The organism is Mesorhizobium sp. B2-3-4 (assembly GCF_006442315.1).
In the GTDB taxonomy this organism is placed as follows: domain Bacteria; phylum Pseudomonadota; class Alphaproteobacteria; order Rhizobiales; family Rhizobiaceae; genus Mesorhizobium.
The window spans coordinates 46,872-59,953 of sequence record NZ_VFVY01000007.1 but is presented as its reverse complement, the minus strand read 5'-3'; the positions used below and the strand labels follow the sequence as shown (position 1 = coordinate 59,953).

Annotated in this window: 12 protein-coding genes; 2 read left to right on the top strand and 10 right to left on the bottom strand. The window is 64.4% G+C overall.

Translation table 11 applies throughout. From position 1 onward, the window contains the following. The 6 genes from FJ967_RS12780 to FJ967_RS12755 all read right to left on the bottom strand — a co-directional run bounded on the left by FJ967_RS12780 (position 1) and on the right by FJ967_RS12755 (position 6,688). Positions 1-669 (bottom strand): hypothetical protein, encoded by a 669-nt coding sequence (locus FJ967_RS12780; RefSeq protein ID WP_140732112.1) that lies wholly within the window; start codon positions 667-669, stop codon positions 1-3. A gap of 84 nt (positions 670-753) precedes the next feature. Continuing rightward, entirely contained in the window at positions 754-3,222 is a 2,469-nt protein-coding gene (locus FJ967_RS12775) for a hypothetical protein (RefSeq protein WP_140732110.1), read from the bottom strand. Continuing rightward, positions 3,222-3,821 carry a hypothetical protein gene (locus FJ967_RS12770; RefSeq protein WP_140732108.1) on the bottom strand — a complete coding sequence of 200 codons (600 nt, stop codon included), beginning with the start codon at positions 3,819-3,821 and terminating at the stop codon, positions 3,222-3,224. Before FJ967_RS12770 ends, FJ967_RS12775 begins: the two co-directional genes overlap by 1 nt. Before the next feature lie 113 nt (positions 3,822-3,934). Next, entirely contained in the window at positions 3,935-4,924 is a 990-nt protein-coding gene (locus FJ967_RS12765) for a Coat protein (RefSeq protein WP_140732106.1), read from the bottom strand. A 60-nt stretch (positions 4,925-4,984) separates the two neighbouring features. After that, positions 4,985-5,896, bottom strand: a complete 912-nt coding sequence (locus FJ967_RS12760) for a hypothetical protein (protein ID WP_140732104.1) — start codon at positions 5,894-5,896, stop codon at positions 4,985-4,987. Between the two features lie 219 nt (positions 5,897-6,115). Continuing rightward, positions 6,116-6,688 carry a hypothetical protein gene (locus FJ967_RS12755; RefSeq protein ID WP_140732102.1) on the bottom strand — a complete coding sequence of 191 codons (573 nt, stop codon included), beginning with the start codon at positions 6,686-6,688 and terminating at the stop codon, positions 6,116-6,118. Between the two features lie 316 nt (positions 6,689-7,004). Between FJ967_RS12755 and FJ967_RS12750 the strand changes: the two genes are divergently transcribed. Next, positions 7,005-7,322 (top strand): YMGG-like glycine zipper-containing protein, encoded by a 318-nt coding sequence (locus tag FJ967_RS12750; RefSeq protein WP_140732100.1) that lies wholly within the window; start codon positions 7,005-7,007, stop codon positions 7,320-7,322. Positions 7,323-7,412: 90 nt separating this feature from the next. After that, positions 7,413-7,616, top strand: coding sequence for a hypothetical protein (locus FJ967_RS12745; protein ID WP_140732099.1), 204 nt, complete (start codon positions 7,413-7,415; stop codon positions 7,614-7,616). A gap of 150 nt (positions 7,617-7,766) precedes the next feature. On the opposite strand, the gene FJ967_RS12740 is transcribed toward FJ967_RS12745, so the two are convergent. From FJ967_RS12740 to FJ967_RS12725, 4 genes are all read right to left on the bottom strand, one after another. After that, positions 7,767-8,075, bottom strand: coding sequence for a hypothetical protein (locus tag FJ967_RS12740; protein ID WP_140732097.1), 309 nt, complete (start codon positions 8,073-8,075; stop codon positions 7,767-7,769). 247 nt (positions 8,076-8,322) lie between these two features. Beyond that, positions 8,323-10,674: a TNT domain-containing protein gene (locus tag FJ967_RS33375; RefSeq protein WP_181175821.1), complete on the bottom strand. Its 2,352-nt coding sequence runs from the start codon at positions 10,672-10,674 to the stop codon at positions 8,323-8,325. A gap of 302 nt (positions 10,675-10,976) precedes the next feature. After that, complete coding sequence (locus FJ967_RS12730) at positions 10,977-11,297, bottom strand: hypothetical protein (RefSeq protein WP_140732095.1); 321 nt, start codon at positions 11,295-11,297, stop codon at positions 10,977-10,979. Then, positions 11,294-13,069 carry a portal protein gene (locus FJ967_RS12725; protein WP_140732093.1) on the bottom strand — a complete coding sequence of 592 codons (1,776 nt, stop codon included), beginning with the start codon at positions 13,067-13,069 and terminating at the stop codon, positions 11,294-11,296. The genes FJ967_RS12730 and FJ967_RS12725 overlap by 4 nt, the downstream gene beginning before the upstream one ends. Between the last annotated feature and the right edge of the window lie 13 nt (positions 13,070-13,082).

The window sequence follows — 13,082 nt, the reverse complement described above, 5'->3', positions numbered from 1 at the left end:
TCAGCCTCGTTCGTTCAGAGAGGGAGTTGCGGGAATGAATTTGCTTTTGACGCCGTCCACGGGCGCGCCGAGCGGCGGGCGCGGGTCGAGCGCGCCGCCGGGGCTTAGGAAGGACAAAAGCAGCCTGTCGGCCTGCAGTGCCGGCCGGCTGAGCCGGGCGGGTGCTGGCGCTCGCGCGCCAGCCATGGCGGCGCGGCGGGTGGTGGTCAGGTTCACCTTCAGATCGCGGACGCCGGCGGCATCGAACAGGCCGTTGGCGGTGGTGATGGCGCGGGCGAGCGCATCGGCCTCGAACAGTTCCTGGCGCAACTGCTCGACCAGCCGGTGCACGCCGCGCCAGCGTTCGCCAAGCAGGATTGCCCTGGTCTTGATCTCCTCGCCAAGGGCCGCGATGTCGGCGCGGGCTTCGCTTAGCGCCGCCTCCGCGCGGCGCTTGCCGGCAGCGTCGATGGCTTTTTCGAGAAGCGCGATCTGGTCGTTGCAGTCGTCGAGCGCCGCACGCGCGGCGGCCAGGTCGCCATCGCCGAAGACCGCGCGGTCCTCTGCCTCGGCCAGTTCGCCCTTGCGGGTGATCGCGTCGTTGAGGTCGGTGTCGAGCAAGGCGATGACGGCCGCGAATTCGGCAGCCGTCCGCGCCCTGCCGAGCTGTTCGGCATGGGGGGATGTCATTGGGATGTCCTTTTTGGAGTGTGGGCCGGCGAAGGGGGGTATCTCCCCCACTTGGTGGGAGATCGGCAGTTCCGGCGCCGGCTCCTACGGCTCGGCGTCAAACACCGGCGTGAACGCCCGGATCGTGCAGGGCGTCGGGTTGACATGGCGGATGCGCACCCGGCCCTGCCCTTCCCAGCTGTCGTCGATCGGCACCTCGACATTGCCGGTGAACAAAGTCGCCCGCCCGTCGGGTGCGACGATCGAGGGCAGGCGCACCGGTTCCCAGAGACCACGCATCAGGGATTGCACTTCCAGCCCGGTCGTGTCGGTCTCGAGCAGCGACAGGATCGCCTTCGCCACCTTCTTGCGGCGTCCGATGAGGGAGCCGTCGCGGCCGCCGACATCGAGCTCCAGCGTGTCGGCGGCCGCGGCATAGGGCAGGCCGAGCTGCCATCTGGCGGCGGTCGCGCCGCCAGGCAGCGTCACCGTGCCGCCGCCGCTGACGGTAAGGCCGCGGTAGACCTTGCCGTCGGCCAGCACATCGACGGACTGGCCGGCGAGATGCATGGCGCCGCCGACTGTGGTCACCGCGGCACCAACATAAGTCAGGCCGCAATCGACCTCGAAGGCATCAGTGACGGCGACATATTCGAACGGCGCGGTCTTGATCTCGATGTAGCGCTTCGTCACGCCGCCAATGGTGCGCTTGACGACCAGCCAAAGGTCGTCATTGCCGTCCTGGCCAGGCGTCACTACGGCACTTTCGACGACCGCCCAGCCAATACCGCTGAAGCTGCCGCCGAGGCGATGCCGGTGCATTCCGCGCACTTCCTGGCTCGGCTGGTGCGTGTAGCCGCCGAGCTCGCCATTATCGAGCGGAAACCAAAGCAAGGGGTCGGGATCGGTCTGGAAGGCCAGCTCGACCACGCCTTGCTTGGGAATATGCTCGGAGATCTGGCCGACATCGTCGGAGGTGAAGCGGCTCTGCGCGGTCTGCGTCAGTTCGGCGATCGATCTGCGCGAGCGCGTCACATAAAGGAACGACTGGCCGGCATCGACCGGGCGGATGCGGGCGCAGCCGAAGGTGCGCGAGCGCCGGTTCTTGAATGAGGACGGCGTCAGCGCCTCGTCTATGCCCGAGCCCGACAGCGCGCGCACGCCGCCCGATGTGCCGATCAGCAGCGCTCCGTCGGAATCGGTGATCCAGACGATGTCGTTGGCCTGGCCGCCACCGGCCTGGATGAATTCCAGCGCATCGTCATCCTTTTCGCCGAGCGCGAAATTGTCGAAATCGCCGGTCGCCGACGCATAGACGGAAAACCGCCGGCTGAACGCGAGCCGCTCCTCATAGAGCGATCCGCTCTCGACAAATTTGCCGGGCACGAAGGTGCCGAGCCGCCAGCGCGTTATCGGCGAGGCGTCGGGCAGTGCGTGACCGAAAAGCCGGATCTTCACCACAGTCGTGCTGGTGCGGCTGGTGATCCTCGCCCAGCGCCAGACATTGTCGGCGCCGAGCAGGCGGATGGCGCGGCCGACATCGCTGGCCTGGAAGCCGGTATCGCCATTGATGCCGGTGACCGAGGATGCCGTCAGGTCGAACGGCGCCATCGTGTCGCCGCTCTCGGCCATGGCGATCTCCGCCAGGCTGGTAATGTCGGCATCGCCGCCCCCGCCGCCCGAAAAGGCGAATTTGTAATATTCGTAGGCAGACTTGTTCTGGAACTCGTAGAAGCGCACTTCCGAACCCGACCAGCCGACCTCGCCGGCGCGGCTGTCGAGCGAGATGTAGTTGACCCCGTCATTGGAGGCCGAGAGCGTCCATTGGGTCGCCATGTCGCCATTGGAGGCGACATTATCGGACGCGGCGAGCCAGTAGGCGTTCACCGCTTTGCCCTGCCCGCCCGGAAACTGGTATTGGACAAAGCCGCTGCTGCCCGTGGTGATGGCGATCTGCTGGGTGATGTCGCGGTCGAACACCTTGTAGCTGTTGGTGCCCGAGCCGTCGTCGGTGACGGTGCCGCTCGGCGCCGTCGAAGAGGTCATCCTCGGCGTCGCATGCCCCGTGCTCGATGGCCTCAGCGTCGTGGCCGTGTCGTTGATCGGATCATAGGGACCGTCGAGAAAATCGTAGTCGTCGAGCGCCCATACCATGTGTGCGCTGCGCGTCAGCACCTTGGGCGGATAGTCGCGATGGGTGATCCACATCTGGTCGGCCGACTGGACGTAGGCGAGCTCGAACAGGTCCGCCTCCAGATAGGGCGAAGCCATCTCCACCGTGCCGACGCGCGCACCATAGGCATAGACGCGGATATACTGGTCGCCGAATTCGAGCGCATAGGCCTGGTCGGCCGAGAAGATGAAGGGGATCAGCCGCGTCTTCCCTGCCGAGATCTTGACCTCGCCGGCGAAATAGGTGCCGCCGCGCTTGCGGATGCCGCCATGCGGCAAGGTGACGAAGTTCTCGCATCTGGCGAGCGCTGCGCGGTAGAAATCGAGCGAGGCACGGGCATGCAGACGCGGACTGATCTCGCCACGGGTGAAGACGTCCTGGACGGGATAGAGCGCGGCCATCAGCGCGCCCTCCTGACGTCGCCGCGCTGCATGGACCATGACCCGTCGTAGAGACGCCCGCCGCGCTGGACGGCATTGGCGTTGAAGGCGGCGTCCAGCGCCCGGTCATAGGCCGAGCGGGCAATGTCGATCATGCCCGACTTGTGCGTCAACGGATGCGCCACCTTGACGGCGAGCGCGGCCACCAGCACCTCGGTGAACAGCGCGTCCCAATCGTTGGGATCGGTGAGATTGGCGATGTAGCGGATGATCAGCGGCCCGGGCTGGTCCGAGTAGATCAGCCCCGCCTCCTGTCGCCATGAGACCGGCACGCCGTCCGGTTCGGCATTGTGGGTCAGCGGCAAGGGGCGCAGGCAGTCGGCGGGAAGCTCATAGGCGAAGTTCAGCGCGCAGGCGCCGTCGCCGGCGAACGACCCGGCGACCGTGGCGCGCAGGATCGCGAACACCCAGGCGTGCCTGGTCAGTTCGCCTTCGCGCGTCAGATCGAAATGCAGGTTGAGCAGGCGTGCCGCCTTGACGTCCTGGTCGAGGCTGTCGATCGGCGCCTCGTCAAGCACGGCGAGCGCCATGTTGGCGATATCGAGCGGGGTGATGGCCATGGGTCAGCGCCTCCATTGATTTCGGGTCGGCCAAGTCTCGACCCTTTGCGCGAAGAAATGCAGTCCAGACGAGATTGGGCGGGAGCTCCTAGCCCCCGCCCCCTCGCCTCGGTTCAAGCCTCGGTGGTCTTCAGCGCGATGAAGGTCATGTTCTTGACGCTGGACGCCGTGCGGTCCCAGTTCGCCGCCAGCGCGAGTTCGGCGTCGGTGGCGAACTCGCCGGCCGAGGAGGCGTCGAGGAAGCGGGTGCCGGGCACGTGCGGCACGAAATGCCGGCGGCCGACCATTTCGGTGACGCCGCCGCCATGGCCCTGGCGCGGCTTGCGGTCGAACTCGAGCGGGCCGCCCTCGGTGTTGACCGGCAGCTCGTTCCACAGGATCGCCTTGTCCTTGAACATGAAGGCGGTGTAGACGCCCGCGGCCTGCGGAATGTCGTCGTCGACCACGCAGCGCAGCCCCATATAGTAGGGGATGAGCGGCCCGCCCTGCTCGGAGGACGGCACGTAGTCGATGAGGTCGGCGAGCTTCAGCGCCTTCATCTGCTTGGAGTGCATCCAGATCGTCTTGAACTTGTCGGCGCGGTCGCCCATCAGATAGGCGGCCTCGATGATGTCGGTGTCGACGATGGAGGCGCCGGTGGTTCGCACCAGGTCGCCGCCGTCATTGGCGATGTTGTCGGCGACGACGCCTTTCAGGATGCCGAGCAGCGTCAGCTTGTTGGCGCGCTGCCAGTACTCGGTCTGCCGCTTGACGATCAGCTTCTGCGGATCGTCGCCGGCCAGGATCGAGGTCAGGTCCGGCACGCCCCACGCCTGGGCGCGGACATTGCGGGCGGCGACCTCGCGGCGCGAGCCGACCTTCTTCATCTCGATGGAATCGGCCGGATCGTCATTGACCGGCTCGGACGGGTCGTTACCGAGATCCTTCCAGCCGGGCATGTCGACGGAGCGGCCGCCCATCGACAGTTTGGACGAGATCGCCGGGTCGGAAAACAGGATTCCGGCCTGGTAGATCTCGAGCGACTGGACGTGTTCCTCGAAAGCATATTGCGCATAGACGGACGGAACGATCGCGTCCGCGATACGGGTGTAGGCATCTGCCATTTTTCTCTTCCTTTCAGGTGGGTTGGGTGGATAGCCGCCGGAGTAGAGTTTCCGGACGGACTAGAGGGGGTTGTTGGGCATCCAGCGGTCGGGATTCTCGCCCGCTTCGCGAGCCAGCCGCCGGGCGCGGGCTGGGTCGCTTTTGACGAGGGCCGAGATGGCCGTCAGGTTGCGGTCACCGGTCGCGTTGCGCTTGAACGGATTGCCTCCGCTCGAACGGGCGCCGGCGTCGATCGTGTCTTCCCTGAACATCGCATCGCCAATGGCGTGGAACGCCTTGGCGATTTGCGGATCGGTCAGCGCCCCGTCAGGCAAAAGGATGCCCTTGGCCTTGTAGGCATCGACCAGGCCGAGCTTCTTCATCGCCCGGTTGGCGACCTCGAGCTTGCGGCGAAAGCCGTCGCTGTCGGTCGGCCCCCACTCTTTGACCAGATCGTCATGGGTGGCCTCGACCGAGCGGGCGAGCGCGATCTGCTGCGCTTGAGCCTGCTCGGCCATGTAGCCGACGAACTTGTCATGATAGGCCTGCGCGGTTCTGGGGCTGGCGCCCGCTTCGACCGCCCAGGCCTTGGAGGCGCTGGCGAGATCGTCCGAATAGGCGAAGTTTTCCGGCAATCCTTCCGGACGCCGGTACTCGACCCTTTCGGCCGATGTCAGCGGACGCATCTGCTCGGGCAGCCGGGCGTGGAACTTGTCCCAGTCTTCCCTGGATGCGTCCTTGGCCGGAACGCGCAGGCTCTCGCCCTGCTGCCGTTCCAGCTCCGCATAGGATGTGAAAACCCGATCGAGGTTTTCGGCCTTGGTCCAGCCCTTGGCTTCAGCAAGCTTGCGGTTGCCTTCGGAAAGACCGTCAAACCAACTTTTCGCGGCCGGTGCGGCGGACCCGGTATCCGCGGCCGCCGATGGCCCGACTGGGTTGCCCGCCGGTAGCGCACGCGCCGCCACGGACCCGGCATCTGCCAGATCTGTCATGTGATTTTTCCTTTTTTCCTTTTTCTCCTTCTCCCCTTGTGGGAGAAGGTCGATCGGCGCGTCAGCACCGAGACGGTTGAGGGTTGGGTGAAGGAATGGGAGACCTCGGCGATCGTGTCGCCGGTTGGATGAGGTTGCGCCAAGCTGAAGCACCCCTCATCCGACCGCGCTCCGCACGGCCACCTTCTCCCACAAGGGGAGAAGGAAGAGCGTCAGCACCTAGACGTTATCGCCCCAGTTTTCCCAAAGCAGCGTGATCGTGCCGGTCACGGCGAGCGTTCCGTCGGCGTCGATGTCGGCGCCGGTGGCGAAGGCAAGGTTGAGATAGAGGTCGACCGGCGTGACGCTGCCGTCCAGCGTCGAGGCTGCCGCGATATCGGCGGTGGAGGCCGACGAGAGTGCCGCGCCGACGCCGTCCAGCGTGCGGCCGGTGGCCGCCAGCACATTGACCATGCTGCCGGCAAGCGTGGCGCTCGACGCGGCTGCCGAACCCAGCGACCAGGTAAGCGCGGCGGCGTCGTTGATGGTCGATGCGCGCGTGGTCGTCACCGCGAACTGCAACCTGGCCGTGCCGCCCTTGATGCGCACCTTGCCGTCGGAAAAGTCGAAGATCTTCTGCGAGGCATAGGCCTGCGCATCGGTGACCGGCACCTGCATGCCGGCGAAAGTGAACACGGTACGGAACGCGCCGCCCTGCCCGATGGTCACGGCCTTCAGGCCGAGCTTGGGCGGGGCAAGGCCGGCCTCGCGGGCAGCGGCTCTGGCGAGTGTGCGGGGAAGGCCACGCGTCATTTCATGTCTCCATTGTTGGTGGGGCGGGAAGTGGTGTGGCATGCGCCCGGCAACCCAATTGCCTCGCGTGCCGAACGACGAGCGTCCGGAGCGAAGGCAAAGCGACGGCCGGCCGGGCGCGGACGAAAAGAGCCTGAATCGATCTGCCAGCAAGCGGCGCTATCGCCTTGTTCGAAAAGGCGTGTTTGCCGTCATCGGCCGATCAACGCCCGAGAAACCATGACTCACATCGTGAGAAAGCGCGCCGCCGTTCCGCCGCAATGCGACCGCACTTGGGCGCAATCGGCCCGCGTGGCCTCAAAAGGAGGTTTCCCAGATGATACTCAAGAAGGCGATTTTGGCCGTCCTCATGACCGCCGCCCTCGCCGGCTGCGAAACGCAGAGCGAAGGCCAGCAGCGCGCCACCACCGGCGCGCTCATCGGCGGCGCCGGCGGCGCGCTTGTCGGCCAGGCCATCGGCGGCAACACCAAGAGCACGGTCATCGGCGCGGCCAGCGGCGCGCTGCTCGGCGCCGTCGTCGGCTCCGCCACCACCCCGCAGCCGCGCGGAGAACAGCTCTGCCGATACCAGGACCGCTACGGCCGCATCTACACCGCGCCCTGCGACGACCGCTACTACAACGGCAATTATTGATCCCTGGCCGCCTTCTCCCCGTTCAACGGGGAGAAGGTCCCGGCAGGGAGATGAAGGGCAGCAGCGCCAACGTCTAGGATGTCGGCGCCGTTGAAGAATAATGCCGGCGCGGGACTACCGATCGGCGAGAGGCCAATTCTGAATTCCGGAGCGCCGCCCTCCCGCAACCATCGCGGCATCCGCATCGGCTATCGCGGCGCAAACAAAACCCGCCTTGAAGGCGGGTCGCTGGCGCAAATCAGCACCATGGACAGAATTGTAGCATTGCTGCCGTCACTGCGTCAATGGACTTGAGAATAAAATCCTATTGGACATTCTTTTCGGCGTAGGCGAGCCGTCCATCTTCTCCTGCCGGATCGTCTTTCTGGTTAGCTCTCGTGTCAGCCATGCCGCCCTATCCCATTGCCGCCATGTCATTCAGGCTGTCTATCGTGCTCAGTCGGATTATTTCCTGGGAGCAGCCAAAACAGCCTGCAATCCTCTCGCAAGATCCGCCCGTCTCATGCGCAAACTGTCGCTGCCGGGATTCAGGAGCAGCATCTGGTCGTCGCTGAGGATAGAGATAAGAAGATTGCGGTCGATCGAAACACCTTGGTCTTCGAAACCGCTGCCGGCCGCCTCTCGCTTGAATGTCGCTTCGTCGACAAAAATCGGGATGAAAGACTCTCCGTTTATGATGAAGTCCTGGAGCCTGATGTCGTGGCCTTTGACATCCTCCCAGCCACCAATGACAATGACATGATCTATTGCCATATAAATCCTCCCGGTTTCTGCCTAGACGTATGGCTTTCCATCAAAAGCCCTATCATATACTCAAGAGCACCAGACTCCGATGGGAAACTCATTTCTTTTAGGCGGTTTCCTCGCTCACTATAGTATACCACCCATCGATATCCGTCTTTATCCAGAACAAGAGATTCATCTTTGACCTCATACAGGCTGAAGGCGTGGGGCATAATTTTCTCTTCCCGGATCAGGGCCAAAAAATCGTGCCTATTCATCATTTTCTCCATTTCAGGTAGCCTAGGCGAATTAGATCTTCGACACTTATATAGAACATGTACTGAGGACCACCTCCCCCTTGGTTGAACCAAGGTGCAGCCGTTCCCTTCAAAGCAGGAAGAGGCTTCATCACTTCGTACAGATTATAAGGCTTGGATTCCACGGTGCCAGGTACAAGACTTCGCATCCAAACCGGAGTACCCGCTGGAGCCACATATCTGCCGAATGTATCCCCGAACCGGTCGACAAGGTCTCCCACTGGTAACAGGCCATCTTCCGGCATTTTAAGGAAGCCGTTATTTGGAGGGTAGTAGGTGTATAGACTGGTGCCGGTGGAAATCTCCGGTTTGGTTCCTGCTTTTGCAATCGGCACAGCAAGGCTCTCTGCAGCCTGACCGGGAGCAACCCTGGAGGTTGGCGTATTTGTCGCTTCCAAACCACTAACGGATCGTCCTGCTTGCCCTGCCGCCTTGGAACCGAGCCATTCAATCGCTCGCGCTATTCCTCTCCCAGCACCTTCGCCCAAGCCCCAGGTCGCCGCGTCGGATCCCTGATGCATCATCAAGTCTTCAACGTCGTTCGCTGGCTCGTAGTAAACGTCTTTGTTCTCTGGAGACTTGACGCTGGCTCCGCCCAGTGAGGCAAGGTTGGAGCCCATCTGGTCACTGACCTTGCCTAAGAATATCCCTGCATTGGCGGCAAGTTTGCCAAGCGCTTTGGCCTCCGATGCAAATATTGAGCTGGTGGATGGCGGTTGATAGCCAGCCTCGACCGGCAAGATCCAACCCAGACCAGCGGCAGCCAGTTGCCTACCCACGGCTGCCCGGGCGACAGGGCCGGAGGTTTCCGCAAGCAGCGCGGTTATTTTCGCGTTCTTTTCCTGCTGATACGTACTGGGGCTATTACGATTGTCCGAAAGCTCTTGAATAACGTATTGCGGCACGAGTTGGGGGTTCTCGATGCCCAGTCTTTCTTGCGCGACAAGTCCGATGGCTATCGCCTTGTCGTAAGCTTCCTTGTTATACCCGTTGGGATCTTCGAGCCCGCCACCGATCACGGCTTTCCAGGCAGTGGCCATTGCAGGCACCGACTGCGCGACGGAGCCCCAGGCGTCGGTTCGTCTTGCGGTGAGAATTCGCATAGCTGCGACCGCAGTTGCCAGGCGATGCGGATTGTCTTCCTGCGATCCGCTGGACTGCGAAGTGGCATCAAGAAGGGTGGCATTGACCGCCTGGTTCGGCATGGTGCCCATGTCGAAGATTTGCTTGTTGACGTTGACCTGCCATTCGAGGTCCTTCAGGCGCCTGTCGCCCTCGTCGAGCCCATAGATGGTTCTGTAGGCATCCCGGCCTGGCATGCTGCCCGAGTAGGCGCCTGTGCGGGCGATTTCGTCTGGCGCTTCCGCCTCGGCGCGGCTGATGGCTACGCGCGTCGCGATGTCCTGCGTGAACTTGGCCAGCTTTGCCTTTAAGGACAGCGCATCCTGTTCCTGCTGCGGAAGATCGTCCCTGAACGCCTGTGCTATACGTTCGTCCGGGGTCTGCGTGCCGACACGGTCACTTTTCCCCGCAGCCACCTTTGAGCCGCCCGGCAAGGAGTCGCCCTGGGTCTGCGCGCTCTCGGCCGTAGCCTTGCCGTCGGCGGCCAGCGTGCCGACACCAAACATATCCAGCGCGCGCTGCGGATCCCTGGCGATCAGCGCCTCGAAGCGCGCCTTGGCGGCGGTGCCAAACCAGTCCTTCGCCATCTGCTGCCGGATGCCGGGATCGACCCCCATCCTGTCGATGAGGTCGAGGCCCTCCTGCCTGGCCGCTTCGAAGGTCACGTGATCGTCGGGATCGGCATTGCCGATGGCGATGGCGCTGGTCTTCAGCGCCGTGTCGACCTCGGCCTGCTCATAATCCTTGCGCCGCTGAAGCTGCCGCGCCGCCATGCGCAGCCCGCCGGTTCGACGCATCGCCTCCTTCTGTCCGGCGAAAGCGGCGCGCTGGCTCTCGGGCATGTTTGGCAAGGCGGCGGCGAACAGCTTGTCGAACAGGCCTGTCTTCACCATCCTGCCGTCGTACGGATTGACCTGGCCATACATGGCCTCATGCAGGCCGGCACCGTCGGCCGGCGCGTTCGCCGTCACCTCGTCTTCGGCCTGCGCGATCTGGCCATTGAACTTGCGGCGCGCCAGCTCGGCGTCGAACGCTTCCTGCCGCTCTGTCATCTGCCGGTAGTGCTCGGCCAATTCCTGCAGGTCGCCGTCATAGCCGCGCGTGGTCCCGTCTGCGGACGATCCCTGCGGATGTTGCGCCGCGCGATCACGCCCGCGCTTGGCAATGGAAAGGGGGATGACGTGGACCATTGGCTGTTTCCTGCCTGGCTGGCTTGAACAAAAGCGCGCGTCGCCGGCGATCGCGGAACGGCCGCATCGCGCGCACGCTGGGTCGTCGCGTTCGCGGGTTTTGTCGGATCGATTTTTTGGAAGAATCCTGGAGCAGCGCTGCTGCCCGGGGAACCTTCCTCCCGCTCACGGGGAGAAGGTCCCGGAAGGGGCGCCGAAGGACGGCAGCGCTAAGTCTCGACAGGCTGACGCTGCCCCCTCGCCTGCCTGCCGGCATCCTCTCCCCGTAAACGGGGCGAGGACCGCAGCTTCACGGGCTCCGCCTACCCTTCCGCCCGCGCCGCCTTCTCCAGCGCCGCCAGTTGCGTCTCGTCCAACGTCAAGAATCCCATAATGTGCTGCACCACTTCGGCACGCGCATTGGAGAGCGCGCTGTGCAGTTCAAAACCTTCGGGCGTCCTGGTCCGCGCCATCCACTCGCCATAGGACGGCCGCCGGTAATAGCCGACGGTCGCCGCGAGGTCGGCCAGCACCATCTCGCCGTCCTCGCCGGAGAACACGCGCAGATAGGCCTTGGTCAGCGCGTCCCGTGCCCTGGCCGGGCCGCCGGCCTGACTGGCGCGGGCGAAGCGTTTGCCGCTCATGCGCCGCCTCCCGCCGGCGCCTGGCCGGCCGGTGTGCCTTGGCCGGCGCCCTGCCCGCCACCCGCGCCCTGCATCATGTTCTGCAGGCCATCGAGCAGGCCGCTGTCGCGCGCCTGCACCGCCGCCGGCACCGCATCCTTGGCCGCCTTTCCTGCTGTGGCGATCGCCGCCATGCCGGCCTGCGCCTGCTGCGCCTGCGCCCTGGCGCCACGCAGACCTTCGACCTCTTCCTTGCGGCGAAAAATGCGCTGCGGGCTGCGCCCGGCGCTCTGCACGATCTTGATCGCCTCGTCGCTGTCGATATTGTCCATGACGCCTGGATCGAACTGCGCCATCTGCATGGCCGTGGTCACCAGCTGGATGGTGTCGCGCGCCTCGGCCGAGCGGCGCAGCACGTCGAGCGGGCCGGTGAAGGTCGGCCGCACCGTCTTTCCGGCGAGGCTATGCGGCGGCGCGAAGCGGCTGTCCTCGTCATAGAGGCCCTTGTCTTCGAGAATGCCGAGTTCGCGGTCGAGATTGGTGGCAAAGCCTGCCTGGATGATCGAGCCGGAGGGACCGAGCAGCGCGCCCTTCTCTTCCTGGCGGATCAGCGCTTCGGTCGCCGTCATCTGCGGGTTCTGCACCAGCGTCTGGAACAGGTTGACGAACATCATGTCGCGGATCTCGTCGGCGCGGCTCGCCGCGTAGTTGAAGGCATAGGTCGGGTTCTGCCCGGTGGCGATCGGCTGGATCAGCGGCCTGCCATTGTCGTCGATGAGGCCCGGATAGTTCTCGCCGGGATTGAGCACCGGCACATAGTCGAGCCGCGCCTTGGACGCGGTGGCCGGATCGGTGATCTGCTGCAGCGCGCGCAGGCCCGAGCGGCGCACGGCGTTCTCCTCGCGCACCGTCGTCAATGCCTCGATGGCGGGCGAGACGCCATAGGGGTCGCCCTCATAGCGGCGCCAGTTGAAGGTCGAAACCGGGAAAGTGCGAAAACCGCTTTCCCTGACGATCTCCTCCTCGTCCTCGATGACATGGTAGGAGGCGTACGCCATGTCGAGATACTGCGTGCGGCCACCCTGTCCGTACATCTTGCGTTCGTCGCGCGGCTGGATGCACTGGATCAGCGAGATCTTTTCCTCGCACTTGGCCGGATCGTCGACCAGCACCTTGATGCGCGCCGGCAGCCTGTCGTAGCCGATGAGCTGCGCGGCCTGCCGCGCGGTGCGCTCGTAGCGCCGGTGGAACATGTCGACCTGGCCCCAGCGGTTGCGGCAGAGATAGCCCTCGACCACCGGGATCGAGGCGTAGCGGATCAGCGTGCCGCCGAACCCTTCCTCGGCATAGAGATAGGCCGGGCCGTAACGCACGACATTGCGCAGGCACGCTTGCGTTGCCGGCACGAAATTTGAATTGGCGGAGTAGCGCAGCGAGAACAGGAAATCGCGCAGCGCTTCCGCCCATTCCTTTTCCTCGTCGGTCTCCTCGTCGTTCATTTCGGCGGTCGACAGCCCATGCCATTTTTCGGACTGCGGGATGATCAGGCTTTCCAGCCCCGCGGCCAGCCGGTTGGCGGCCGAATTGATGGTGTTGGCGTAGACGCGGCTGCCGCGCCGTTCCTGGCGTTCGGCCTGCGAATCCTGTCCGACGCCCGCCCGCCCGCTCCAGATGTCGGGCGCGTCGGGGTCGCAGAACTCGGCCACCTGCTCCCAGACGGCCTCATACTGGCTGCGTTCGGTCTCGAGCTCGGACTGGCGCGAAAGAATATCGCGGGCGCGGGAATCGGTCATGAGTGCCTCGCTG